Genomic DNA, 25,536 nt, shown 5'->3' on the forward strand with positions numbered 1-25,536 from the left:
ATCATGTCGCGTCAGCGCCAGGACCAGCTCCTGCAGGCTCTGCTCCGTCTCGACGACTGGTCGACCGCGGCGAGTCTCGCCGACCTGATGGGCGTGACGCCTCGGAGCATCCGCTCCTATGCCGCAGCCCTCAACGGGAGGGCCACCGGTGCAGTGGAATCAGGCCCTGCCGGGTACCGCGCGGGTCCGGCTGCGCGAGCGGCTCTGCACACCCGCGCCGGCGAATCCGCGCCGCGGGATCGTCTGCACACTCTCGTGCGTCTGCTGCTCGAGCACCCTGAGGGCATCGATCTCTACGACACCGCCGAGCGGCTGCACGTGAGCGAGGCGACCGTCGAGGCGGATCTCGCGCGGGTCCGGGGCCTGCTCGACCGGCCTGAGCTCGCCCTGGAGAGGGACCGGGAACTCTTCCGCCTTCGTGGTCCTGAGGCGGCGCAGCGGCGCCTGCTCAGCAGGCTGGCGCACGATGAGATGGACGCGGGCTCGTTCCACCCGGAGAGCATCCGCCGCGCCCTCACGGGCGACGCCTTCGCCGCCGATGCGGTCGGGCCGTTCAAGGCCGCGCTCGTGCGAGAACTGGGCGCGCTCGGCTACTACGTGAACGAGCTGGCGATCTCCGACGTGCTGCTGCACATCGCGATCGCCGCCGACCGCGTCGCCGCCGGTCACGCACTCGAGACCGTGCCCGGCGACGCGCGGGAGGAGATCACCCGCATCGGCGCCGCCATCGCCCGGCTCGCGGGCGAGCACTTCGGCGTCGCGCTCGGCGACGGCGACAGCGCCCACCTGGCGACGCTCGTGCTCACGCGTGTGGTGGCACCGGGACAGGGGACCGGGTCGGAGGTCGCGCGCAGCGGCGTCGAGACGGCTGTCGAGGACGCGGTGCGGGCGGAGATCCAGAGGGCGGCGAACGACTTCCAGATCGACCTGGCCGACGACGCGTTCGTGCTGCGGCTCGCCCTGCACGTGCAGAACCTGCTCCGGCGGGCGCAGGCCCAGGCGTGGACGCGCAATCCGCTGACGCGGTCGCTGAAGTCCTCGTATCCGATGATCTTCGAGATGGCGGTCTCGATCTCGAGCGGACTGCACGACCGGCTGGGCATGCCGGTGAACGACGACGAGATCGCCTACATCGCGATGCACGTCGGCGGGCGCCTGGAGCGCAGCCGCAAGGCGGAGTCCATCCTGACGGCCACCATCGTGTGCCCCGGGTACTACGAGCTGCACGAGCTGCTGCGTTCCAGCGTCGACCGCTCGCTCGGGTCTTGGATCGAGGTCACCAGCGTGGTCACCTCGGTCGACCCCGAATGGACGTCGTTCGGCACTGACCTCGTGCTGAGCACGATTCCCCCCGGAGTCACGGGTGATCGTTTCGTGCGGATCCAGCCGTTCCTCGGCGAGGCGGACGTCGAGCGCATCCAGCAGGCGGCCGCGCGACTGCGCCGCAGCCGCCGGCTGACCCGGCTGCGCGCCGAGCTGTCACGCTACTTCGACGCCCGCGCCTTCCTCTTCCCGCTCGCGGATGCCGGGGAGGAGACGATCATCCGGACGCTCGGCGGCATGCTGGTCGAGGCCGGCCGGATCGACGAGGAGTACATCGAGAACACCATCGTGCGCGAGCGGATGTCGTCCACCGCGTTCACCGACGCCCTCGCGGTGCCGCACGCGCTGCAGATGACCGCGCAGCGCACGGCGATCGCGATCGGCGTGGCGGACGGCTCGGTCGCCTGGGGCGACGGGCGGGTCCAGGTGGTCGCGCTCGCCGCGTTCAGCGAGAGCGACCGTGCGGCCTTCCAGACCGTGTTCGAGCAGCTGGTCGAGGTGTTCAGCGAGCGCGAGAGCGTGCAGCGGATCGTCCGCCGGGGCACGACCTTCGAGGCGTTCCTCGACGAGCTGGTCGCCGTGATCGACGGCTGAGCCGGTCGACGGCTGAGCGATCGACGGCGGCCGTCAGCGTGGTGGCGCGAGCACCGCGGCCATCGTGTCGAGCAGCGTCTCGGCACCGGCCGACGTGCGCGTCTCCAACACCACCTCGTCACCCTCGGTGAGTGCGAGGTCCATCACCGCGAGGATGCTGGAGAGGTCGACGACGACGCCGCCCGATGTCGTCAGGGTGATCGGGTCGGCGTGCGCGATCGCGAGGCGCGCGAGCTCCGCCACCGGGCGCGCATGTGCGCCGTTGTGGGCGGTGATCCTCACACGACGGCTGGGCATCGGCGCCGCCGCGGTCAGGAGCGCTCCTCCAGGAGCGCGCGCACGCCGGCCTCGAGCTCCGCGATCAGCGACTTCGCGCTCTCGGCGGACTCGCCCTTCGCATCGAGGTACACCTTGAGCTTCGGCTCGGTTCCGCTCGGGCGCACGATCACGCGCGAGCCGTCGGTCAGCCGGTAGCGCAGCACGTCACCCGAGGGCTGACCGGCTGCAGCTGCCAGCAGATCCTCGGTCGCCGCGATCGCGTGCCCGCCGAACTGCGTGGGGGGCAGTGATCGGAGCGAGAGCATCACGTTCGCGATCACGGACAGATCCTCCACGCGCACCGACACCTGTCCGCTCGCGAAATGACCGTAGGTGTCGCCGAGCTCGGCGAGCAGGTCTGCGAGAGTCAGTCCGCGCTCGCGTGCGTCGGCGGCGAGTCCGAGGACGGCGACGGCGGCCGAGATGCCGTCCTTGTCACGGATGGTTCCCGGGTTCACGAGGTATCCGAGAGCCTCCTCGAAGCCGAAGACGATGCCGGGAGCCCGCGAGATCCACTTGAACCCGGTGAGCGTCTCATGGAAGTCGAGGCCGTGGTGCGCCGCGACGGCCGCGAGGCCGGGGGAGGAGACCAGGGAGCAGGCGAGCGACGCGCCGGGCGTGCCCTCGGCGGCGCGTGCCGCACGTGCGCCGAGCAGCAGTCCCACCTCGTTGCCGGTCAGGCGGCGCCAGCCGCCATCGGCCGTGCCGTCCGGGATCGCCACGGCGAGCCGGTCTGCGTCGGGATCGTTGGCCAGGATGAAGTCCGCCTTCGCGCGGCGCGCGCGGGCGAAGGCGAGGTCCATCGCCCCCGGCTCCTCGGGATTGGGGAAGGCCACGGTGCGGAACGTCGCGTCCGGCCGGAGCTGCTCGTCCACCACGGACGGCTGCGGATACCCCGCCGACCGCAGGATGCGCGACAGGGTCTCCCAGCCGACGCCGTGCATGGCCGTGTAGACCCAGCGGAGCCCGGAAGCCGCGCCGGGAGCCGGGGCGACGGCCGCCGTCGCGGTGATGTACGCCTCGACGACATCCTCCCCGACGGTCTCGTAGTCGCTCGAGCGCGGCAGTGCGGACACGTCGCCCGCGTCGGCGATGCGCTGGATGTGCGCGGCGATCTCGGCATCGGCGGGAGACACGATCTGCGAGCCCTCGTCGGCGCCGCCGAGGTACACCTTGTAGCCGTTGTCGTTCGGCGGGTTGTGGCTCGCGGTGACCATCACGCCGGCGTCCGCGCCGAGGTGGCGCACGGCGAACGCGAGCACGGGGGTCGGCAGCAGGCGAGGCAGCAGGATCGCCCGAAGGCCGGCGCCGGCGAACACCTCGGCCGAGTCCGTGGCGAACACCCGGGAGTTGCGACGGCCGTCATACCCGATGACGACCGCCGGCCGCCCGCCGGAGGACTTCTCGCGCAGGTAGGACGCGAAGCCCGCGGCGGCCTGCGCCACGAGCACCCGGTTCATCCGGTTGCTGCCGGCCCCCAGTTCTCCGCGCAGGCCCGCGGTGCCGAACGCCAGACGCGATCCGAATCGGTCGTCGAGCTCAGCTGCCGCGTGCTCGTCGCCGGCCGCGGAGCGCGTGATCAGGGAGGCGAGCTCGTCGCGGGTCTCGTGATCGGGATCCTGCCGCATCCAGGCGCGGGCCTGTGCCAGGCGGTCCTCGCTCACAGCGCCTCGACCACTCGGGCGAGGAGCGCCGAGATCACGGGCTCCGCCTCGCGGCCGGCTTCGATCACCTCGGTGTGACTGAGTGGCGTCTGCTGGATTCCGGCGGCGAGATTCGTGATCAGCGAGAAGCCGAGGATCTCCATGCCGGCCTCGCGTGCGGCGATGGCCTCGAGCGCCGTGGACATGCCGACGATGTCGCCGCCGATGCGCTTCGCCATCTGCACCTCCGCCGGGGTCTCGTAGTGCGGGCCCCGGAACTGCGTGTACACACCCTCGTCGAGGCTCGCGTCGACCGTGCGCGCGACATCGCGGAGTCGCTTCGAGTACAGATCGGTCAGATCGATGAACGTCGCCCCCTCGAGGGGGGAGTCGGCGGTCAGGTTGATGTGGTCGCTGATCAGCACGGGCTGGCCGGGGCTCCAGGTCTCCTGGATGCCGCCGGCGCCGTTCGTGAGCACCATGATCTTCGCGCCCGTGGCGGCGGCTGTGCGCACGGAGTGCACGACCCGACGGACACCGTGACCCTCGTAGTAGTGGGTGCGGGCGCCGATCACGAGGACGTGCCTGCCGCCGGGCGTGCGGATGCTGCGGAGAGTTCCGACGTGGCCCTCGAGTGCGGGCTTGGAGAAGCCGGTGACCTCGGTGGCGGGGATGCTCGCGACCGTCTCTCCGAGGAGATCGGCGGCTTTGCCCCACCCGCTGCCGAGTGTGAGGGCGATGTCGTGGTGCTCGACGCCGCTGAGCCGGGCGATGTCCGCGGCTGCGATGGCTGCGACCTCGAACGGGTTCGCAGCCGGGTCGTCGAGAGGGTTGCTGTGAGTCTCGGGCATGGATCCACTCTAGGAAGGTGGAAGGCTCCCCGCCAGGATTGCGGGAGAATGGATTCCATGTCTTCCACCACTTTCGAGCGCACCCAGCGCGTCGCCGTCCTCGGCGGCGGTCCCGGCGGTTATGAGGCGGCTCTGGCCGCTGCACAGCTCGGAGCCGAGGTGACCCTGGTGGAGCGAGTCGGCGTCGGCGGCTCCGCGGTCCTGACCGACGTCGTCCCGTCGAAGAGCCTGATAGCGACGGCCGATGCGGCCGTCGCGATCTCCGAGGCGAGCGACCTCGGCGTGCAGTTCTACGCCAAGGGAGAGAACGGCAAGCCGCTCAAGCCCGAGATCGCGATCAACCTGGCCGCGGTGAACAAGCGGCTCATCGCGCTCGCCGGCCAGCAGTCGGAGGACATGCGCTCGACGCTGCTCGAGGCCGGCGTGCGGATCCTCTCCGGCCACGGCAGGCTCGAGGGCCCGAACGCGATCGTCGTCTCGACCGGGCAGGGCGGCACCGACTTCGACCGCGTCGAGGCCGACACGATCGTCGTGGCGGTCGGCGCCTCGCCGCGGGAGCTGGACTCCGCGAAGCCCGACGGCACGCGCATCCTGACCTGGACCCAGCTGTACGACATGAAGCAGCTTCCCGAGCACCTCATCATCGTGGGCTCCGGCGTGACCGGCGCGGAGTTCGCCTCGGCCTACATGAACCTCGGCGCGAAGGTGACTCTCGTCTCCAGCCGTGACCAGGTGCTCCCCGGTGAGGACCAGGACGCCGCACGAGTGCTCGAGAAGGTGTTCAAGCGCGGCGGGATGCAGGTGCTCTCCAAGTCGCGTGCCGACAAGGTGGAGGTGACGAAGGAGGGCGTGACGGTCACCCTCTCCGACGGCCGCACCGTCGACGGCAGCCACTGCCTGATGGCCGTCGGCTCGATCCCGAACACCGCGGGCATCGGCCTCGCGGAGGCGGGCGTGGAACTCGACGAGACCGGGCACGTCCGGGTGAACCGCGTCGCGCGGACCTCGGTGCCCAACATCTACGCGGTCGGCGACTGCACGAACTTCTTCCCGCTGGCCTCGGTCGCCTCGATGCAGGGCCGCACGGCGGTGTTCCACGCGCTCGGCGACATCGTGATCCCGCTCGAGCTGATCAAGATCACCTCGAACATCTTCACCGCTCCGGAGATCGCGACCGTCGGGTACTCGGAGAAGGACGTGGAGGACGGCGTGGCCGACGGCCTCGTCTACAAGCTCCCGCTCGCCGCGAACCCGCGCGCGAAGATGATGGGCATCAAGGACGGCTTCGTCAAGCTGATCGCTCGCAAGGGCTCCGGCACGGTCATCGGCGGCGTGATCGTGGCGCCCAAGGCATCCGAGCTGATCTACCCGCTCGCGGTCGCGGTGGAGCGCCGGCTCACGGTCGACCAGGTCTCGCGGGTCTTCGCGGCCTACCCGTCGCTGTCCTCGAGCATCACGGACGCGTCGCGCGCGATGCACCTGGTGAACATCTCCTGACCGGCCCGCGAGACTTCGCAAATGTCACGTTTTCGGGCCGAATCGGTGACATTCGTGAAGTCTCGCGGGCTGGAGGCGGGGACTGTCAGCTGATGGTGAGCAGCTGGTGCCCGGCGGACACCGTCGCACCGGCATCCGCGCTGATGTTGCCGATCACGCCGTCCTTGTGCGCCTGCAGCGGCTGCTCCATCTTCATCGCCTCGAGGACGACGACCAGGTCGCCCTTGACGACCTGCTGGCCGTCTTCCACGGCGATCTTGACGACGGTCGCCTGCATCGGGGACTTCACGGCGTCGCCGGAGGCTCCGGCACTGACGGTGGTCGCGTGGCTGCGGCGGGACGGCGGCACGGCAGCGGGGCGTCCGGCGGTGCCGGCGGCGACGGCGACGCGATCCGGCAGGCTGACCTCGAGGCGCCTGCCGGCGACCTCGACGACGACAGTGTGACGGTTCTCCGCGGCGGCGGGGGACTCGAGCTCGCCGTCCCACGCGGGGATGTCGTTCTCGAACTCGGTCTCGATCCAGCGGGTGAAGATGCCGAACTCGCCGTTCTCGGCGGTGAAGGCCGGGTCGTTCACGACCTTGCGGTGGAACGGCAGCACGGTCGGCAGGCCGGCGACCTCGAACTCCTGGAGAGCGCGGCGCGAACGCTCCAGCGCCTCCGCGCGGTCCTTGCCCGTGACGATGATCTTCGCCAGCAGCGAGTCGAACGCGCCGGAGACGGAATCGCCTGCGGTGACGCCCGAGTCGAGACGGATGCCGGGGCCGCCGAACGTCTTGAAGACGTGGATCGGGCCGGGCTGCGGGAGGAACCCGCGACCGGGGTCCTCGCCGTTGATGCGGAACTCGATCGAGTGGCCCTGCGGCGTCGGGTCGTCGTAGTCGATGGTGCCGCCGGCCGCGATGCGGAACTGCTCGCGGACCAGGTCGATGCCGGTGACCTCTTCAGAGACGGGGTGCTCGACCTGGAGGCGGGTGTTGACCTCCAGGAACGAGACGGTGCCGTCCGCGCCGATCAGGAACTCGCAGGTGCCTGCGCCGACGTAGCCGACTTCCTTGAGGATCGCCTTGGAGGCGGAGTACAGCTGCGCGTTCTGCTCGTCCGTGAGGAACGGTGCCGGCGCCTCCTCGACGAGCTTCTGGTGGCGACGCTGCAGCGAGCAGTCGCGAGTGGAGATGACGACGACGTTGCCCTCGGCATCCGCCAGGCACTGGGTCTCGACGTGGCGCGGCTTGTCGAGGTACTTCTCGACGAAGCACTCGCCGCGGCCGAAGGCCGTGACGGCCTCCCTCGTCGCCGAGTCGAACAGCTCCGCCACCTCGTCGAGCTCGCGGGCGACCTTGAGGCCGCGACCCCCGCCGCCGTATGCGGCCTTGATCGCGATCGGCAGGCCGAACTCCTTCGCGAAGGCGATGACCTCGTCGGCACCCGCCACAGGTCCCGGGGTGCCGGGGGCGAGCGGGGCGCCGACCTTCTCTGCGACGTGACGCGCGGTGACCTTGTCGCCGAGCGCCTCGATGGCCTCAGGGGACGGGCCGATCCATGTCATCCCCGCGTCGATGACCGCGCGGGCGAACTCGGCGTTCTCCGCGAGGAATCCGTAGCCGGGGTGCACCGCGTCGGCGCCCGCACGACGGGCGATGGAGAGGATCTTGTCGATCTGCAGGTAAGTCGCAGCGCTCGTCGTCCCGTCGAGGGCGAACGCCTCGTCGGCGAGACGCGCGTGCATCGCATCCCGGTCCTGATCGGCGTAGACGGCGACCGAGGCGATCCCCGAGTCGCGTGCGGCGCGGATGATGCGGACGGCGATCTCGCCGCGGTTGGCGACGAGGACCTTGGCGATAGCAGGCATGGTTGCCAGCCTAGCGAGAAGGCCCCCGAACCATTTGACGACTCTCCACAAGAAAGAGCGAGAAACGTCGACGGGAGTCTACGACCACAGATCCGTCCACGTGACGCCCAGCTCGGCGGCCAGCCGGCGGACGGTGGAGAGCGACATTCCGACCACCGTGGAGGGGTCGCCGTCCACGCGGGTGATGAAGGCGCCGCCCAGGCTGTCGACCGTGAACGCCCCTGCGACGTGCAGCGGCTCGCCGGAGGCGACGTACGCCGCGATCTCGGCATCCGTGATGTCCTCGGCGAAGGTGACGGCCGCTTCCGCGACCGCGGTGGCCTCGACGGGATCCAGCCACCGACCGACCCGGAACGCCGAGTGGCCGGAGTGCAGGATGCCGGTGGCTCCGCGCATCTCATGCCAGCGTCTCGTGGCCTCCTCCGGCGTATAGGGCTTGCCGTAGACGCGGCCTCCGATCTCGAACATGGAGTCGCCTCCGATCACGAGTCCGTCGAAGTCGCCGCCGGCCGCGAGGCGGTGCGCGACGTCGGCCGCCTTCGCCCTCGCGAGCAGCAGCACGAGCTCGGCCGGTGCCAGTTCGGCGCCGCGGTCCGCGGCCGCGGCGGCGGCCACTGCGTCCTCGTCGACCTCGGGCGTCATCGTGAGCGGCTCGATGCCGGCCTGGCGAAGCAGCATCAGACGGGCGGGAGAAGTCGAGGCGAGGCAGACGCGCATGCTCTCCACAGTATCGCCGTCGCCGTATCCTCGAAGGATGACCTCCTCTCCAACCCTGCTCGATCTGGACATCACCGGCATCGCGCACGGCGGCACGTTCATCGCCCGTCACGAGGGGCGCGTCGTGTTCGTCTCGGACGCGATCCCGGGGGAGCGGGTGCGGGCGCGCCTCGTCGACTCTTCGACGGGCTCGGGGACCGAGTCTCCGATGGACTCCAAGAGCTTCTGGCGCGCGGAGACGGTGGAGGTGCTCGAGGCGTCACCGCACCGTCGCGCGCACATCTGGCCGGAGGCCGACGTGTCCCGTGACCCGGCGGATCGACCGGGCGGCGCCGATCTCGGTCACATCGACCTCGCGCACCAGCGGGTGCTCAAGCGCCAGGTGCTCGCCGAGGCGCTCGACCGCTTCGCGGGCCCCGGCCTCGAGGCCCCAGGCATCGAGGCCGTCGACTCCACAGACGGCACCGGATGGCGGACCAGGGTCACGCTGCACGTCGACGACGAGGGCGCGGTCGGACCCTACGCGGCGCGCAGCCACCACGTGGTCGCCGTCGAGTCGCACCCGCTCGCCCGTCCGGCCGTGGCCGACGCCGCACGCGCGCTGACCGGCGGGAAGGCGGGCCGCGTCGAACTAGTGGAGGCCGCAGACGGTCGCGTCCGCGTCATCCGGCACGAGGACGCCGCCGAACGCCCGGCGCGCGGCCACAGCCGCCGGCCGGCGCCGGAGGTGATCACCGAGGTGGTCGGGGATCGCCGGTTCCAGGTGGATGCCGGCGGCTTCTGGCAGGTGCATCCGCGTGCCGCGTCGGTGCTGGATGCCGCGGTGTACGGGCTTCTCGAGGACCACATCGACCCGGACTCGACGCATTACGACCTGTACGGCGGCGTCGGGCTGTTCGCGGCGACGCTCGCGGACCTCGGTGCCACGGACGTCGTCACCGTCGAGTCGAGCAGGCGAGCCACCGCGCACGCCCAGGCGAACCTCGCGCCGCTCGAGGTCAAGGCGGTCACCGCCCGGGTCGACCGCTACCTCGCAGGGCTTCCCTCAGGCGCGAGGGCGGGCGCAGTCGTGCTCGACCCGCCGCGTGCCGGAGCCGGTCGTGCGGTGGTCGACGCGCTGCATGCGCTCTCGCCGCAGGCCATCGCCTACGTCGCCTGCGACCCCGTCGCGCTCGCGCGCGACCTCGGGACGTTCCGGGCCGGCGGGTGGAAGGTCGCGCGGCTGCGAGGGTTCGATCTGTTCCCGCATTCGCATCACTTCGAGGTCGTCGCCCTTCTCACGCGATGACGATGGGCGGTCGGCCGCACGTGCGACTCAGTAGGCTGGGCGGATGAGCAGGGTCGCCCTCATCGATGATCACGAGTCCGTCCGTCTCGGGCTGGAAGCCGCATGCGCGCGCGACGGCGCCGAGACGGTGATCTTCTCGGGCAGCACGGTGGCGTCCTATCTCGAGTGGCGGGCATCCACCGGCGCCTCGCCCGCCGACGTCGTGGTGCTCGATCTCACCCTGGGCGACGGCACGACGGTCACCGAGAACGTCAACTCGATCGTCGCGGACGGCGCGAGCGTCGTCATCCACAGCGTCGCCGACCGGCCGGCGGCCGTGCGCGAGGCGCTCTCGGCCGGTGCGGCGGGCGTGGTGAGCAAGTCCTCCGCGCTCGACGACGTGCTCGACGCGATCCGCACCGTCGCACGCGGAGAAGCGCTCAACAACGTCGAATGGGCGAGTGCGGTCGACGGCGACCGCGACTTCGCCGACGCGCAGCTGTCCACGCGTGAGCGGGAGGTGCTGCGCCTGTATGCCACCGGCCTGCCGCTCAAGGCGGTGGCGGAGCGGCTCGGCGTGGCGTATTCCACGGCCAAGGAGAACATCTCCCGGATCCGCGTGAAGTACGTGAGCGTGGGCCGCACCGCTTCGACGAAGGTCGACCTCTTCCGGCGTGCTCTGGAAGACGGCATCGTCGCGGCGGACGGGACGCCGAGTGCCCGCTGACCCGCTCAGCATCCGCGAGGCCTGGAGCCGGATCCCCTCTCCGGGCAGCGCGGAGACCGGGTTCGAGCGCTTCACCGGCAAGCGCATGGAGCGCATCCTCGCCACCGTCGTCGCGATCGGCTCCGCCGTTCTCGGCGCGCAGGCGCTGATCGCCGCCCTCACCACGATGTCGCGGGCGGACGCGCCGCACCTCGCGATACTGCTCGTCGTCTACGTCCCGCTGGCCGCCATGCTGCTCGCGTGCCTTCTCGGCCGAGGAGTGCGCACCGCATCCGGCGTCTTCGCGATCGCCTATGTGCTCGCGCTCGCCGCCTGGCCGATCGTCGTCGACCCGACCAGCAGGGCCGCCGCGGATCAGCCATGGATCTTCTTCCTCGTGAACGTCGGAGTGGTGGCGGCGATGCTCGCCTTCCCGCTGCGGCTCCAGTTCGCCTGGGCCGTGGGAATGCCGTTCGTGTACGGCTACGTGCGCCTGGTGCAGGGGGAGTTCTCGCGGGAGTTCTGGGTCACCACGGCGTTCGACGTCTCCTTCACGCTGATCCTCGGCATCGTGATCATCTCGCTCGGCTGGATGTTCCGGTTCGTCGCGGCGGGCGTGGACGATGCGCGGGGTCGTGCCGTCGCGTCGTACGCGGCCGCGGCGGCTGCCGCCGCGGCCGAGGAGGAACGCGTGGCGATGTCGGCGCTCATGCACGACAGCGTGCTGGCGGCGCTGATCGCCGCGGAGCGGGCCGAGGGCGAACGCGCCAGGGACCTCGCCGTCGCGATGGCACGGGAGGCGCTCACGAGGCTCGCGAACACCGAGGCCGGCGTCGCCCAGGAGGGCAGCGACGAGCCCGTCGGCACCGCCCAGGTCGTGGTGGAGCTGCGGCGCGCGCTCTCCGAGCTCGGCGCGGACGCGCTCATCGAGGAGATCGGCGGAATCGGGCTCATCCCCGGACGCGCTGCCAGGGCGCTCGTGCTCGCCGCGCGTCAGGCGCTCGGGAACTCCGTCGCGCATGCCGGCGGACGCGGTCTGCACATCGTCGCGGAAGGGCGAGGGGATGAGGGCATCGTCGTCACGATCTCCGATACGGGGCCCGGGTTCGACCTCGACGCGATCGGTGCGGACAGGCTCGGCATCCGCGCGTCGATCTTCGCGAGGATGGCCGGTGTCGCCGGGACGGCCGAGATCGTCTCGGGGGAGCAGGGCACGACGGTGACTCTCGGGTGGGAGCGCTCATGAACAGGAGCGTCCGCAGCGTCGCCACGTCCCTCGCAGTGGGCTTCGCGATGTACTTCGCGGCCAGGGGCATCTGGTGGATCGAGCAGCCGACGGCTCCGCTGCTGATGGTGGCGGCGATCGCGCTCTACCTGATCGTCGTCAACGTCGCGATCCTCTGGGATTCCGCGGCATCCGCGCGGATGCCCCTCTGGGTGGCAGTCCTCGCCGTTGTCGCGAGCGCGGTGATCCCCGTCCACGTGACGCTGTCGCTGGACCCGGCGTCGCTCACCGCTCCCTTCGCCACGTGGTACATCGGAGCGCTGGGGGTGCTCGGCGTCGTCTGCATCGTGCGCCGGCGCTTCCTCGCGGGATGGCTGATACTCGTCGTCCTGGTGGTGTCGTCGTCGATCAGCCTCGGCTTCCTCTCGTCGCTCTCCCTCGGCCTCGTCGGCTCGATCATGTGGGTGGTGATCGCGCGGCTGCTGGTGATGTTCTGGGACAGGGCGATCCGCGACACCGAGCGGATGGCGGGGATCCAGCAGGCGGTCTCGGCGTGGCACCTGACCCAGCAGGTGCGGCAGCGGGAGCGCCGGCTGCGGACCCAGTTCGCGCTCGCCGTCGCGGGGCCGGTGCTCAGCCGCACGGTCGCGTCCCGCGGTGCGCTGGACCCGGACGAGCGGCTCGAGGCGAGGCTCGCCGAGGGGCGGCTGCGCGATGAGCTCCGCGGAGCGGACCTGCTGAACGATGCCGTCAGGGACGCGATCGACCACGCCCGCCGGCGCGGCGTGGTCGTGACGGTGTTCGACGAGGGCGGACTCGACGATGTCCCGGAGGAGCGCAGGGCGCAGATCAGAGACGAGCTCGCCGGCGTGCTCTGCGATGCGCGGGCCGACCGGCTGATCATCCGCGCCGCACGCGACGCCAGGGTCGCGGTGACCGTCGTCGGCCGGGCGGGAGCCGGGGTATCGAGCGACGACGACGCTGTCGACCTGTGGCATGAGATACCGCGTGAGGCCCCGGCCGAGGCAGCCGAGGCGCACTGACCCGAGTCCGACCCGGGCCCTGGCGTGAGCCGGAAGCGCGAGCGGAAGAGAGTGGGCGAGGGGCGGCGAAGCCGCCCGCCCCTCGCCATGCGGAACAGTTACCCGAAAACTGCCCGCTGGTGGCCGATCACCGTCTGTCTACCCTGGGACAGAGAGATCAGCCGAACGCGAAGCGTCTCACTTAGTCTCACGGTTCGTCGACACGTTGTCTGTAGGTATTTTGGGGGACACGGATTCCGAGTGCGATGCACCAGGATGGGACGATGGGTATGCGCCGCGGCACCAATCTTCCCCGCATGGGTGACTTCAACCAGTCCGTGATCCTCGAGACCATCCGCCGGTCCGGAGACGGACTGAGCCGCATCGAGCTCGTCGACGCCACCGGACTCTCGGCGCAGACGGTGACCAACATCACCCGCCGCCTTCTCGGCGACGGCTTCATCGCCGAGGCCGGCCGCACCATCAACGGACCAGGCAAGCCTCGGATCACGCTCCGGCTGGTCGCGGAGAGCCGCTTCTCGATCGGCGTGCACCTCGACCCCGCCGTGATCACGTTCGTCCTGCTGGACCTCGCCGGCAGCGTCGTGCGCCGGCGGGTCGTGCACACGCCGACGACCGATCCGCGGCACATCGTCGACACGATGGCGCAGAGTGTCGAGGAGCTGATCGTGGAGGCCGACGTCGATCGGGACCTCATCGCAGGCATCGGCCTCGCGGCCCCTGGGCCGCTCGATGCGGAGAAGGGGACGGTGATCGATCCGCCCAAGCTCCTCGGATGGCACCGCGTGCCCCTCCGGTCCGCGCTCGCCGAGGCGACCGGCTTCGAAGTCACGCTGGAGAAGGACACCACCGCCGCTGCGGTGGGGGAGCTGTGGACCGGCCAGGGCCCGGCGGACGAATCGTTCCTGTTCGTCTATCTCGGCACCGGCATCGGAGTCTCGATGGTGCGCGTGGGGGAGCCGGTCAGCGGCAGCACGCGGAACTTCGGTGAGATCGGCCACATCATCGTCGACCCGGAAGGCCCGCGCTGCCTGTGCGGCTCCCGCGGCTGCGTCGAGGTCGTCTGCACGCCGCAGGCGATCGTGGAACAGGCTGAGCGCGCGGGGGCGTTCCAGGACGGCAGCGGGGTGGCCGCCGGCGACGTCGAGGCGGTCGAGGCCAGGCTCACCGAGCTGTGCGAGCGCGCCGCCGCAGGCGAGGATGTCGCGGTCGACGTGCTGCGTCGTGCAGCGGGATATCTGACGATGCTGATCTCGGCCCTGACGAACGTGCTGGACGTGGACCGCGTGGTGCTCGGCGGGCCGTTCTGGGCGCGCCTGTCGGAGGTGTATCTCCAGGAGATCCCCACGCTCCTCGACGGCCGCAGCGCGACGCGGGCCGTTCGCACGCTGCCGGTCGACGGCACCGTGGTCGGAGACGACGTCGGCGCCGTGGGAGCGGGCTGCGTCGTGCTCGACTCCGTGCTGACCCCCCGTGCGTCGGCACTGCTCCTCGACGACTGAGATCGCAGAGGATTTTCCGAAACCTCTTGACACCAATATCTCTAATCGATGTAGTATTACTCGTACACCGGCCTGGGGTGATGCGCAGGAGACTATCCCGCATCAGTCGGTGGAGGTTGTCTGCGTGGTCCGTGGGCTGGGGGGCTCACGGATCTCGCAGACACATATCGCGCTCTCGGATTCGGCCCCGCATCGCGGCGAGTTCAGCCCGAGTAGCGTCCCCACGGGATGTCCCGCCTCAGCGGGCGTCGCAGCGCCCGTTGAGTGCGCATCCACGCCGACACATGCGGTTCCTCGGCGACGGCGTCAGCCGCCTCCCGGGCGTATGCGTCGCTGACCACCGCGATGAGGGCGGCGAGCTCCTCCTCGGTGGCCGTCCCGCGGACGATCTCGATCGCCGGCGGCCGATCGTCAGGCTGCTCGCTCACAGGGGGATGTTCCCGTGCTTCTTCGGCGGCAGCTCGGCGCGCTTGCCGCGCAGCGCACGCAGCGCCTTGGCGATCGAGACGCGGGTGTTCGCCGGCTCGATGATGCCGTCGATCTCGCCGCGCTCCGCCGCGAGGAACGGTGACGTCACGCTGTAGGTGTACTCGTTGGCGAGGCGCGTCCGGACGGCGGCGACGTCCTCGCCGGCCTCCTCCGCCTTCTTGATCTCACCGCGGTAGAGGATGTTGACGGCGCCCTGGCCGCCCATGACCGCGATCTCGGCCGTCGGCCACGCGAGGTTGACGTCGGCGCCGAGCTGCTTCGAGCCCATCACGATGTATGCGCCGCCGTAGGCCTTGCGCAGGATCACGGTGACCAGCGGAACGGTCGCCTCGGCGTACGCGTAGATCAGCTTCGCGCCGCGCCGGATCACGCCCGTCCACTCCTGGTCGGTGCCGGGGAGGTAGCCGGGCACGTCCACCAGCGTGACGATCGGGATGGAGAAGGCGTCGCAGAAGCGGACGAACCGGCTGGCCTTCTCGCCGGCCTCGATGTTCAGGGTGCCCGCCATCTGCGAGGGCTGGTTCGCGATGATGCCCACTGACCGACCCTCGACGCGGCCGAAGCCGATCACGATGTTCGGGGCGAACAGCGGCTGCACCTCGATGAAGTCTCCGCTGTCGACGACATGCTGGATCACGGTGTGCATGTCGTACGGCTGGTTGGCGGAGTCGGGGATGATCGTGTTCAGTATGCGATCGGCATCCGTCGTCTCCCACTCGAAGTCGCTCTCGTACCCGGGGATCTCGGCCATGTTGTTGTCCGGGAGGAAGCCGAGCAGGGTGCGCGCGTAGTCGATCGCGTCGTCCTCGTCCTCGGCGAGGTAGTGCGCGACGCCCGAGCGGGTGTTGTGGGTGAGCGCGCCGCCGAGCTCCTCCATGCCGACGTCCTCGCCGGTGACGGTCTTGATGACGTCGGGCCCGGTCACGAACATTTGGCTGGTCTTGTCGACCATGATCACGAAGTCGGTCAGCGCCGGGCCATAGACGGCGCCGCCGGCGGCCGGGCCCATGATGATCGAGATCTGCGGGATCACTCCGGACGAGCGTGTGTTCAGACGGAAGATCTCGCCGTACTTGCTGAGCGCGAGCACACCCTCCTGGATGCGTGCGCCGCCCGAGTCGAGGATGCCGATGATCGGGATGCCGTTGGTGAGGGCGAACTCCATGATCTTGATGATCTTGTCGCCGGAGACCTCGCCGAGGGAACCGCCGAAGGTCGTGAAGTCCTGCGAGTAGACCGCGACGGTGCGACCGTGGATCGTGCCGACGCCGGTCACGACGGAGTCGCCGTACGGGCGGTTGCGGTCCATCCCGAACGCCGTGGTGCGGTGGCGCACGTACTCGTCGAATTCGACGAAGCTGCCGGGGTCGACGAGCAGTTCGATGCGCTCCCGGGCGGTCATCTTGCCCTTGGCGTGCTGCTTCTCCTTCGCGACCGTCTCAGGATCGACAACGGCTTCGTTGTAGCGAGCGCGGAGGTCGGCGATGCGGCCGGCGGTGGTCAAGAGTTCGGGCGTATCCGTCACGGATTCCACACTAGCGTCGGCTCGGCTCGGTCCGTTGGATGCTCGGCACAACGGGTCGCCGGATCCTTTGGCCGCAGCCTCACCCCGCGGCGACGTGCGGCGAACTCCGGAGGGTCACACCACGAACCGCCACACGTACTCCAGTCCGTCGGTCTGACGGAACCAGGCGAGCGTGACCACCACCTCGTCGAGATCAGCGGCGCACAGGCAGAGCTCGATCTGCTCGGCGGGCAGCACCTGCCCCCACAGCTGAGTGCGGTCGCGGCCGGTGTCATCGTCGCGGAAGACCCGCACGAAGTCGGCGGCCTCCGCGCTGTGATTGACGACCACCGGGTGGGCGGAATCGTCGCGCAGCACGTGCCAGGGCACGCGATAGGCGACAGGCGGCGGAGTCTCGGCTGGGTCGATGGGGCGCAACATGGCGGTCACGCTAGGTGCGGCCGCCGACGCCCTGAGCCTGTCCCGGAGCGCGCCGGATGCCGCTGTGGAGAAGCGCTCAGATAACCGGATCTGTGGAGGGTGAGTCCGCGCCGATCCGCGTCGGCAGATCATGGTCGCCGGACTGCTCGAGTTCGCCGGCATCCGAAGTCCGCCTGCGACCCACCGAGGCGATCCGCCGACCGGCCCAGCTGACGCCGCGCGCAGCGGTCCCCGCGGCTCCCGCGACGGCGCCGCCCACGAACTGCGCGCCGTGCAGCATCCGCACCTCCAGCTTCTCGGCACCGTGCACCGGCTCGAGATCGAGCGGCAGATCGATCGGCGCGGCCCCGAACGCCCGGCGGGATGTGGTGAGCACCCGGCGGCCGAGGATGTGGTTGCCTGCCCCGCCGATCGCGGCTCCGACGCCGAACGGCAGCGCCTTGCCGAGGAACGACGCACCGCCGCGCGCGGCGAACTGCTTGACGAACATGCTCTTCAGCTGATCGACCATCGGTCCTACGGCGGCGCGTGGGAGCGACTTCGTGACCAGCTCACCCCAATACGACGACCTGCTCCCGCCGCGGCCGGTGACCTGGCCGGCGAGCTGGCTGACGAGATCGACGCCCTCCTTGCCGAGCATCAGCGTCATCACCAGGGCTCTCGCCCGATCCGGGCTGCCGACGGCGATCCCGTGCACCTCGGCGACCGACTGGCCGAACAGTGCCGTTGACTCGACGAAGCCGAGTGTCTCCACGCCCGAGAGCGCCAGAGTGACGCCGGTGCCGATCCCCGGGACCACCGCGGTGGCGCCGACCGCGGCGCCTCCCGTCGTCACGGCCGCGAGGTAGCGGCGCTCCAGGATCCGGATGATCTCGGCGGGCGTCGCGTCCGGATGACGCAGGCGGATGCTGCGGATGTGCGCGAGGACGAGCGGACGCTGGATCGCGAGGACCCGGTCGAGTCCGCGCACGACCACCGGATGCTCGTTCGATCCCACCGGCGGAACGCTCCTGTCCCACGGAGCGTCGTCCGGGAGCGAGTGGATCTTCTGCACCTTTTTCGCCATGCTTCCGATCCTAGGAACGGTTGCCGCGAAAACGCCGAAAGCCCGGCTCCACGGGGGAGCCGGGCTTTCGCATCAGAGTGGGATCAGACGAACTGGTTCGCCCGCTCGAGGTCCTCGGCGAAGTCGACCTCGACCGCGTACAGGTCGGAGACGTCCATCGGCTCGAGCAGCAGGCCGTCTTCGGCGATCGCGAGCTCGAGGCCTCGCTCGAAGTAGTCCTGGTCCTCGACGCGCTGCAGCTGGCGCATGAACGCCTTCTTGTGCGTGGCGGAGATGTAGTTGATGCCGACAGCCTCGCCGAGACCGCCCTTGACGGTCTTCGACAGCTCCTTGATGAAGCCCTCGGCCGTGACCGTGTACTTCACCTCCTCGTCGCTGACCTTGGAGGTGTTGACGGTCACGAACGACTGGTCGCGCTCGATGTACTCGACGGCGCGGCCGAGGATCATCGGGTCGAACACGACGTCGCCGTTCATCCAGAGCACGCCGCCCTTGCCGGTCGCGCCGAGGGCGCGCAGCAGGCTCTTCGAGGTGTTCGTCTCGTCGTAGCGCTCGTTGTGGACGTAGTTGACGTTCGGGAATGCCTCGATGATGGTCTCGGCGCGGTAGCCCACCACCGTGGTGATACGGGCGTCGGAGCCGAAGGCGGCACGGATGTTGTCGTGCTGCTGCCGCATGATCGTGCGGCCGTCGCTCAGCTCGGTGAGCGGCTTCGGCAGGGCACGGCCCAGGCGCGAGCCCATTCCGGCTGCGAGGATGACGGTCTGAAGAGTCACGAGAGCTCCTAAAGGAAGTTGTGTTCACGGTCGGTTCACCGACCAGACACTTCGTCGTGCCGAGATTCATGGTAGCGATCGAGCCTGGGAACCCCCGGGGGTTCCCGACCCCGTTGCCATTTCGTGATCGAGTACACACCGAACACTCAGATTCACCGGGCGCACGATGCGGCGAGCAGCCGCGGCTTCTCTCCTGTGATGAGAATACTGCGTCGCGCCACAGAGAAGACGTGACCTCATTGATACCTTAGGACGGTGACTGCTTCCCCCGACGACCGCACCGAAGAGGCGGCTGACGCCGCCACCGCGCCCGCGAGGAAGACGCCCGCGAGGAAGACGCCCGCGAACACGCCCCCCGCGAAGAAGGCTCCTGCGAAGAAGCCTGCCGCCAAGGCGGCGCCTGCACGGAAGCCCCCGGCGACGAAGACGCCCACCAAGACTGCGGCCGAGAAGGCCGCAGCGAATGCCGAGGCGGTCGCTGAGCCGCGACCCAGGGCGGATACCGGTGCATCAGCGCCGAAGCGGACGACGGCCGCCGCGCGCGCGGCGGCCGCGAAGAACTCGGCGGCGCGCACGCCGGCGGCGAGGGCAGCGACCGGGGCGAGGGCCGGGACAGCCAGGAGCACCGCCGCGAAGACCGCTGCGGCCAGGGCCGCGGCGGAGAAGACCGCTGCGGCGAAGTCGGAGGCGCGTACGGCGTCCGCCCGCACCGCCGCGGCCAGGACATCGGCGGCCAAGACCGCCGCCGCAAGGAACGCGGCGGCGAAGGAGGCTGCGGCCAAGGCGAAGGCGGCCGAGGTGGAGAAGGCGGCCGAGGAGCCGGAGATCGCAGAGAACCCTGAGGTCGACGACGCGTTCGAGCTCGTCGCTCTCGGCTCCGACCTCGACGTCGGGACGGCGGAAGCGGCTCCAGTGAAGGGCGAGTCTCCAGTGACGCACGAGGAGGAGGCCCCCGAGGAGCCTTCGCCTGCAGAGCTCTCGCCTGTGGAGGAAGAGGCATCCGAGACCACGATCGTCGACGAATCGTCGGCGGCGTCCGCCGTCGACGACGTGACGCCGCCGGTCGTCGCTCTCCCCGCAGACGCGGCGACCGATTCGGGTGCCGCCGAGGACGTGGTCAGGGATGTTCCCGCGGCGTCCGCGACGGAGGCGATCCGCATCCGGGGTCTCGTCAAGAGCTTCGGCGACAACATCGCGGTGAACGGCGTCGACCTCACGGTTCCGGCAGGCTCCTTCTACGGCATCGTCGGTCCCAACGGCGCCGGCAAGACCACGACCCTGTCGATCGTCGCTGGTCTGCTCCGCCCCGATGCGGGGAGCGTCGTGATCTGCGGGGTCGATCAGGCGGCGAATCCTCTCGCAGCCAAACGGCTGATGGGCGTGCTGCCGGACAGGCTCCGCACCTTCGACCGCCTCACCGGCCGTCAGCTGCTCTTCTACTACGGGCTGCTGCGGGGACTCGCGTCCGACGTCATCGAGAAGCGGGTGAGCGACCTCGCCAGGGCGTTCGATCTCGGTGACGCGCTCAGCCGCGTGGTCTCCGACTACTCGGCCGGGATGACGAAGAAGATCATGCTCGCGGGTGCGCTGATCCACTCGCCGCGCGTGCTGGTGCTCGACGAGCCGTTCGAGTCCGTCGATCCGGTCTCCTCCGCAGTCATCCTCGACATCCTGCGCGCCTATGTCGCCCACGGCGGCACCGTGATCCTCTCCAGCCACGGCATGGACCTGGTGGAGCGGGTGTGCTCCCGCGTCGCGATCATCGTGGGCGGTGACGTCCTGGCCGAGGGGACGATCGATGAGGTGCGGGCGGGGCAGACGCTCGAAGCGCGTTTCGTCGAGCTCTCCGGCGGCATCGGCGAAGTGGAGGGGCTCGAGTGGCTGCACACGTTCTCCGACTGAGGGCGACGCTCCTGCTCGGATCGCTCCGAGGCGAACGCCGGGCGAGGACCCTCGTGATGCTCGTCATCGTCGCGGTCCTCACCGCCGCGGTCTGCATCGCGATCCTCAGCATGGCCGACGCTCCCGTCCCCGTCGCGCGCACCGTCACGGTGCTCGGCAGCGCTGCGGTGCTGGTCGGCTTCCTGATCGGGCCGATCCTCGTCGGCGCGGTCGACCAGCTCGACCCCCGGCGATTCGCCGTGTTCGGCGTCGACGAGCGGCAGATGCCGTGGATCCTCACCCTCGCCGCGTTCGTCAGCCTGCCGAGCCTGGCGCTTCTCGCCGTCAGCGTCTGCGTGTGCGTCGTCGCGATCAGGCTCGGCGCGGCGTGGCCGGCGGCGGTGCTGATGGGCGTGCTCAGCCTCGTCTGCACGATGCTCACCGCCCGCATCGGCATGGCGGTCAATGCGCTCCTCCTTCCGGAGCGGCGCTCGCGAGAGCTCACCGCGCTCTTCGCCCTCGCGCTGGTCGTGGTGGCCTTCCCGGTGGCGGTGTTCCTCGCCTCGCTCAAATGGGACGGACACGTGCCGGCGGCCGTCGCGTCGATCACCGCCACGGTCGGTCTCACGCCGCTTGCGGCCGGCCCGGGCTTCCTCTTCGCAGTCGCCGCAGACGACGCGGCAGGCGCGTGGATCAGCGGCACCATCGCCGTGATCACGGCGGGGGCGCTCTGGATGCTGTGGAGCTGGCTGGTCCAGCGGCTCCTCACGACGACCGAACGTCCCGTGGCCTCGCGTGAGCGCACCGGTCTCGGCTGGTTCGGGCTGATGCCCTCGAACGCCTTCGGTGCGATCGCGGCGCGCAGCCTCGTGTACTGGCTCCGCGACCGCCGCTACATCATGAACCTCATCGTGGTGCCGGTGGCCGGTGTCCTCACGGTGTTCCCGCTGCTGGTCGCGGGTGTGCCGCTCGAGATCGCGGCTCTCGTCCCGGTGCCGGTGATGGCGCTGTTCTTCGGTTGGCTGCCGCACAACGACGTGGCGTACGACTCGACCGCCCTGTGGACTCATGTGGCGAGCGGCGTGCGCGGCGTGCCCGACCGGCTCGGTCGTCTCGTGCCGGTCGTGCTCGTGGCGGTTCCCGTCCTCGCGATCGCGGTGCCGCTCACCCTGCTCTGGATCGACGACTGGCGCCTGCTCCTCCCGCTCACCGGGGTCGCGGCGAGCCTCCTGCTCTCGGCGCTGGGTCTCTCCAGCATCGTCTCGGTCGTGGCGCCGTACGCGGTCTCCCGCCCGGGGGACAGCCCGTTCCAGCAGCCTCAGCGGCCGACGTCCCGCGGCGTCTACGGACCGGCTGCGGCCTTCCTCGGAGCGATCGTCGTCAGTATCCCGACGATCTGGCTCTTCGTCCTGACCGCCCTCGAGGGATCGCAGTACGCCCCGGCCACGCTGTGGGCCGGGATCGCGACGGGAGCGGGAGTCGCGGCGGTCGGAGTGGCGATCGGCGGACGCATCTTCGAGCGCGGAGGCGAACGGCTGATGGAGTTCGTCGAGACCGCATGAGTCCCGCCCCGTAGGGGCTCCGACGCGACTAGAATCACGGGATGAGTACTCCGCTGGACAGCCCCGATCAGGGCGGCGTGGCAACGCTTGATCGCGAACTGGAAGAGCTCCTCCGCGAGGAGAACCTCGAACCGGGTGACCACGAGCGCTTCTCGCATTATGTGAAGAAGGACAAGATCCTGGAATCCGCGATCACCGGCAAGCCGGTGCGCGCGCTGTGCGGCAAGAAGTGGACGCCGGGCCGTGACCCGGAGAAGTTCCCGATCTGCCCCACCTGCAAGGAGATCTACGAGTCGATGGTCGGCTGACCCTTCGACAGGCTCAGGGACCCAAGGGGTTCACTGTGCCTCGACGTACTCCGTCGGGATCGCCGGGTCCGACTTGCTGAGCGCCAGCGCCCGCACCGGGAGCTCCTCGCGCACTCGCATGTGGTGCGCCCGAGCGGATGCCGTCCCCTCGACGCCCTCGAACGAGGTGTCGATCTCGCCGGCCTCGACGAACGTGACCTGCAGCGGGCGGCCTTCCGGATGCTCGGACGGCGTGTCGATCTCCTCGAAGCCGTCGGAGACGACGATGACCTCGGCGGACGCGACGCCGTCGGAGAGGTGGCGGAAGGCGGCCTTGCGCCCGCCGTGGGACGCCTTGTCGGCGGATGCCTTGGCCACCCCGATCCACGCGCCGGCCGAGTCCTGCCTGGCGACGAGCTTGTAGACCATGCTCGCGGTCGGGTAGCCGGATCCGGTCACCACCGACGTGCCGACGCCGTAGGCGTCGACGGGTGACGCCGCGAGGGCGGCGATGGCGTACTCGTCGAGATCGCTCGTGACGGTGATCCGGGTGCCAGTGGCACCCAGCTCGTCGAGCTGGATGCGGACTTCGGCCGCGACGATCGGAAGATCGCCGGAGTCGAGGCGCACCCCGCCCAGTCCGGTGCCGGCGACGCGGATCGCCGTCTCGACGCCCTTTCGGATGTCGTAGGTGTCGACGAGCAGCGTCGTCTCGGCGCCGAGGCTCTCGATCTGGGCGCGGAAGGCGTCCTCCTCGGTGTCGTGGAGCAGCGTCCACGAGTGCGCGGCGGTGCCCATCGTGGGGATGCCCCACGTCCGCCCTGCCTCGAGGTTGCTCGTCGAGCCGAAGCCGGCGATGTACGCCGCACGCGCAGCGGCGACGGCCGACCGCTCGGCGGCGCGGCGCGAGCCCATCTCGGCCAGCGGGCGCTCGCCTGCCGCGATGCTCATCCGCGATGCCGCGGTCGCGACGGCGGAGTCGTGGTTGAGCACGCTCAGAGCGAGGGTCTCCAGCACGACCGCGTCGGCGAACGTGCCCTCGACCGTGAGGATGGGGGAGCCGGGGAAGTACAGCTCGCCCTCGCGGTAGCCGCGGATCGAGCCGGTGAAACGGTACTTCTCGAGATAGGCGAGGGTCGCGGCATCCACGATGCGTCCGTCGTGGAGGTAGCGCAGCTCGTCGTCGCCGAACCGGAACTCCCGCAGGAGGGCGAGCAGGCGCCCTGTTCCCGCGACGACGCCGAATCGGCGTCCTCCGGAGAGGCGGCGGGAGAACAGCTCGAACACGCTGGGACGGGATGCGGTCCCGTCCCGGAGGGCGGCCGCGAGCATCGTCAGCTCGTAGCGGTCGGTCAGGAGCGCCGTCGACGTCGTCATGCGCTCAGCTTAGTGACGGGTGCAGGATGCCTGGCGCACCCGTGCCGGGCCGCCTCCGAGCCCGCCTGCGGGTAGGCTGGGGAGTCATGAACGACGCCCCGATCGGAATCTTCGACTCCGGTGTCGGCGGGCTCACGGTGGCCAGGGCCATCCATGCCCAGCTGCCCCGTGAATCGTTCGTCTACATCGGCGACACGGCGCACTCGCCCTACGGGCCGAAGCCGATCGCCGACGTCCGGCGCTACTCGCTCGAGGTGCTCGACGCACTCGTCGATCAGGGCGTGAAGATGCTCGTGATCGCCTGCAACACGGCATCCGCCGCCATGCTCCGTGACGCGCGCGAGCGCTACGACGTCCCCGTGGTCGAGGTCATCGGCCCCGCCGTGCGCCGTGCCGTCTCGACCACCCGCAACGGCCGGGTCGGCGTGATCGGCACCGTCGGGACCATCGGGTCCCGCGCGTATCAGGACATGCTCGAGGTGAACGAGCGTCTCCGGGTGTTCACGGCGGCGTGCCCGCGGTTCGTCGAGTTCGTGGAGGCGGGGATCACCGGCACCCCCGAGGTACTCGCCGTGGCCGAGGAGTATCTGGCCCCGCTTCGCGCCGCCGACGTCGACACCCTGGTGCTCGGCTGCACCCACTACCCGTTCCTGCGCGGGGCGATCAGCTACGTGATGGGCGAGGGCGTCACCCTCGTCTCGAGCGACGACGAGACCGCGGGAGACGTGTACCGTCAGCTCGTCCGAGGCGATCTGCTCGCCTCTGCGGACGCCACCGCGACCTACGTCTACGAGGCGACGGGCGCGTCGACCGCCGAGTTCGCCGCTCTCGCCAACCGTCTGATGGGCGCCGAGGTCCGCGACGTGCAGCTCGTGCAGACCGGCGTCATCGACCTCCCGGCATCCGTCTCCGAACCGCGCTGAGCGCTCACCGACCCCAACCGAAGGAAGCCCATGACCAGCATCGTCCGCGCCGACGGCCGCGCCACAGATCAGCTCCGCGAGATCACCATCGAGCGCGGCTGGAGCGCGCATGCCGAAGGGTCCGCGCTGATCAGCTTCGGCGGCACCAAGGTGCTGTGCACCGCGTCCTTCACCAACGGCGTGCCCCGGTGGCTCACCGGCAAGGGCAAGGGCTGGGTCACGGCCGAGTACTCGATGCTGCCGCGCGCCACGAACAGCCGCAACGACCGCGAGAGCGTGAAGGGCCGCATCGGCGGGCGCACGCACGAGATCTCCCGCCTGATCGGGCGTGCCCTCCGCGCGGTCGTCGACACCAAGGCGCTCGGTGAGAACACCATCGTGATCGACTGCGACGTCCTGCAGGCTGACGGCGGCACCCGCACGGCGGCCATCACCGGTGCATATGTCGCTCTCGCCGACGCGATCGAGTGGGGCCGGGAGAAGAAGTTCATCGGCAGGAACTCCACCCCGCTGCTCGATTCGGTGGCCGCGATCTCGGTCGGCATCATCGACGGCGAGCCCATGCTCGATCTGGCATATGTCGAGGACGTCCGCGCCGAGACCGACATGAACATCGTGGTGACCGGGCGCGGGCTGTTCGTCGAGGTGCAGGGCACCGCCGAGGGCGCACCGTTCGACAAGCGCGAGCTAGA

Annotated in this window: 23 protein-coding genes; 12 read left to right on the plus strand and 11 right to left on the minus strand. The window is 70.1% G+C overall.

What is annotated here, in order from left to right; all coding sequences use genetic code 11:
• The first annotated feature begins 3 nt into the window (after window positions 1-3).
• Complete coding sequence (locus IPV10_RS10925; protein WP_207483675.1) at window positions 4-1,917, plus strand: transcription antiterminator; 1,914 nt, start codon at window positions 4-6, stop codon at window positions 1,915-1,917.
• 33 nt (window positions 1,918-1,950) lie between these two features.
• Here the strand turns inward: IPV10_RS10925 and IPV10_RS10930 are convergent, their stop codons facing one another.
• From IPV10_RS10930 to IPV10_RS10940, 3 genes are read right to left on the minus strand one after another with little or no spacing between them, the layout of a single operon-like run.
• A complete protein-coding gene (locus IPV10_RS10930) occupies window positions 1,951-2,214 on the minus strand; it encodes an HPr family phosphocarrier protein (RefSeq protein WP_207483677.1) in 264 nt (87 codons plus the stop codon).
• Window positions 2,215-2,228: 14 nt separating this feature from the next.
• Window positions 2,229-3,899, minus strand: coding sequence for a phospho-sugar mutase (locus IPV10_RS10935; protein WP_307861109.1), 1,671 nt, complete (start codon window positions 3,897-3,899; stop codon window positions 2,229-2,231).
• A complete protein-coding gene (locus tag IPV10_RS10940; protein WP_207483680.1) occupies window positions 3,896-4,729 on the minus strand; it encodes a purine-nucleoside phosphorylase in 834 nt (277 codons plus the stop codon). Before IPV10_RS10940 ends, IPV10_RS10935 begins: the two co-directional genes overlap by 4 nt.
• Window positions 4,730-4,777: 48 nt before the next feature.
• Between IPV10_RS10940 and IPV10_RS10945 the strand changes: the two genes are divergently transcribed.
• Window positions 4,778-6,226, plus strand: coding sequence for an NAD(P)H-quinone dehydrogenase (locus IPV10_RS10945; RefSeq protein ID WP_207483683.1), 1,449 nt, complete (start codon window positions 4,778-4,780; stop codon window positions 6,224-6,226).
• A gap of 85 nt (window positions 6,227-6,311) precedes the next feature.
• Here the strand turns inward: IPV10_RS10945 and IPV10_RS10950 are convergent, their stop codons facing one another.
• Both IPV10_RS10950 and IPV10_RS10955 read right to left on the minus strand, forming a co-directional pair.
• Window positions 6,312-8,078, minus strand: a complete 1,767-nt coding sequence (locus IPV10_RS10950) for a biotin carboxylase N-terminal domain-containing protein (protein WP_207483686.1) — start codon at window positions 8,076-8,078, stop codon at window positions 6,312-6,314.
• Between the two features lie 78 nt (window positions 8,079-8,156).
• Window positions 8,157-8,795 carry a nucleoside triphosphate pyrophosphatase gene (locus tag IPV10_RS10955; protein ID WP_207483690.1) on the minus strand — a complete coding sequence of 213 codons (639 nt, stop codon included), beginning with the start codon at window positions 8,793-8,795 and terminating at the stop codon, window positions 8,157-8,159.
• A gap of 37 nt (window positions 8,796-8,832) precedes the next feature.
• Here IPV10_RS10955 and IPV10_RS10960 point away from each other — a divergent pair, with 37 nt between their 5' ends.
• The 5 genes from IPV10_RS10960 to IPV10_RS10980 all read left to right on the plus strand — a co-directional run bounded on the left by IPV10_RS10960 (window position 8,833) and on the right by IPV10_RS10980 (window position 14,538).
• Window positions 8,833-10,083 carry a class I SAM-dependent RNA methyltransferase gene (locus IPV10_RS10960; RefSeq protein WP_207483693.1) on the plus strand — a complete coding sequence of 417 codons (1,251 nt, stop codon included), beginning with the start codon at window positions 8,833-8,835 and terminating at the stop codon, window positions 10,081-10,083.
• 43 nt (window positions 10,084-10,126) lie between these two features.
• A complete protein-coding gene (locus IPV10_RS10965) occupies window positions 10,127-10,789 on the plus strand; it encodes a response regulator transcription factor (protein ID WP_207483696.1) in 663 nt (220 codons plus the stop codon).
• On the plus strand, window positions 10,779-12,014 hold the full coding sequence (locus IPV10_RS10970) for an ATP-binding protein (protein ID WP_207483699.1): 1,236 nt from the start codon (window positions 10,779-10,781) through the stop codon (window positions 12,012-12,014). Before IPV10_RS10965 ends, IPV10_RS10970 begins: the two co-directional genes overlap by 11 nt.
• Complete coding sequence (locus IPV10_RS10975) at window positions 12,011-13,036, plus strand: hypothetical protein (protein ID WP_207483701.1); 1,026 nt, start codon at window positions 12,011-12,013, stop codon at window positions 13,034-13,036. Before IPV10_RS10970 ends, IPV10_RS10975 begins: the two co-directional genes overlap by 4 nt.
• Before the next feature lie 296 nt (window positions 13,037-13,332).
• Window positions 13,333-14,538, plus strand: coding sequence for an ROK family transcriptional regulator (locus tag IPV10_RS10980; RefSeq protein WP_207483756.1), 1,206 nt, complete (start codon window positions 13,333-13,335; stop codon window positions 14,536-14,538).
• A gap of 203 nt (window positions 14,539-14,741) precedes the next feature.
• Here IPV10_RS10980 and IPV10_RS10985 read toward each other — a convergent pair whose 3' ends face one another.
• The 5 genes from IPV10_RS10985 to IPV10_RS11005 form a co-directional block, all read right to left on the minus strand.
• Window positions 14,742-14,966 (minus strand): acyl-CoA carboxylase subunit epsilon, encoded by a 225-nt coding sequence (locus IPV10_RS10985; RefSeq protein ID WP_207483704.1) that lies wholly within the window; start codon window positions 14,964-14,966, stop codon window positions 14,742-14,744.
• Window positions 14,963-16,561, minus strand: coding sequence for an acyl-CoA carboxylase subunit beta (locus IPV10_RS10990; protein WP_207483707.1), 1,599 nt, complete (start codon window positions 16,559-16,561; stop codon window positions 14,963-14,965). Before IPV10_RS10990 ends, IPV10_RS10985 begins: the two co-directional genes overlap by 4 nt.
• 105 nt (window positions 16,562-16,666) lie before the next feature.
• Window positions 16,667-16,972, minus strand: coding sequence for a hypothetical protein (locus IPV10_RS10995; protein ID WP_207483709.1), 306 nt, complete (start codon window positions 16,970-16,972; stop codon window positions 16,667-16,669).
• Between the two features lie 76 nt (window positions 16,973-17,048).
• On the minus strand, window positions 17,049-18,038 hold the full coding sequence (locus tag IPV10_RS11000; protein ID WP_242684877.1) for a hypothetical protein: 990 nt from the start codon (window positions 18,036-18,038) through the stop codon (window positions 17,049-17,051).
• Between the two features lie 83 nt (window positions 18,039-18,121).
• Window positions 18,122-18,814 (minus strand): NTP transferase domain-containing protein, encoded by a 693-nt coding sequence (locus IPV10_RS11005; RefSeq protein ID WP_207483730.1) that lies wholly within the window; start codon window positions 18,812-18,814, stop codon window positions 18,122-18,124.
• A gap of 255 nt (window positions 18,815-19,069) precedes the next feature.
• On the opposite strand from IPV10_RS11005, the gene IPV10_RS17340 reads away from it, so the two are divergent.
• The 3 genes from IPV10_RS17340 to IPV10_RS11020 are packed head-to-tail and all read left to right on the plus strand — an operon-like array spanning window position 19,070 to window position 22,565.
• Window positions 19,070-20,716, plus strand: a complete 1,647-nt coding sequence (locus IPV10_RS17340; protein WP_307861110.1) for an ATP-binding cassette domain-containing protein — start codon at window positions 19,070-19,072, stop codon at window positions 20,714-20,716.
• A complete protein-coding gene (locus IPV10_RS11015; RefSeq protein WP_207483733.1) occupies window positions 20,692-22,257 on the plus strand; it encodes a hypothetical protein in 1,566 nt (521 codons plus the stop codon). Before IPV10_RS17340 ends, IPV10_RS11015 begins: the two co-directional genes overlap by 25 nt.
• A gap of 41 nt (window positions 22,258-22,298) precedes the next feature.
• On the plus strand, window positions 22,299-22,565 hold the full coding sequence (locus IPV10_RS11020; RefSeq protein WP_028503536.1) for a DUF3039 domain-containing protein: 267 nt from the start codon (window positions 22,299-22,301) through the stop codon (window positions 22,563-22,565).
• 30 nt (window positions 22,566-22,595) lie between these two features.
• Here the strand turns inward: IPV10_RS11020 and IPV10_RS11025 are convergent, their stop codons facing one another.
• Complete coding sequence (locus IPV10_RS11025; protein WP_207483736.1) at window positions 22,596-23,921, minus strand: nicotinate phosphoribosyltransferase; 1,326 nt, start codon at window positions 23,919-23,921, stop codon at window positions 22,596-22,598.
• 86 nt (window positions 23,922-24,007) lie between these two features.
• On the opposite strand from IPV10_RS11025, the gene murI reads away from it, so the two are divergent.
• Together murI and rph are read left to right on the plus strand one after the other, a co-directional pair.
• On the plus strand, window positions 24,008-24,844 hold the full coding sequence (murI, locus tag IPV10_RS11030; RefSeq protein WP_207483739.1) for a glutamate racemase: 837 nt from the start codon (window positions 24,008-24,010) through the stop codon (window positions 24,842-24,844).
• A gap of 30 nt (window positions 24,845-24,874) precedes the next feature.
• On the plus strand, window positions 24,875-25,536 hold a 662-nt coding region (gene rph, locus IPV10_RS11035; protein WP_207483741.1), incomplete at its 3' end, for a ribonuclease PH.

Origin of the sequence: Microbacterium sp. SD291 (assembly GCF_017355365.1) — a bacterium.
Taxonomy (GTDB): domain Bacteria; phylum Actinomycetota; class Actinomycetes; order Actinomycetales; family Microbacteriaceae; genus Microbacterium.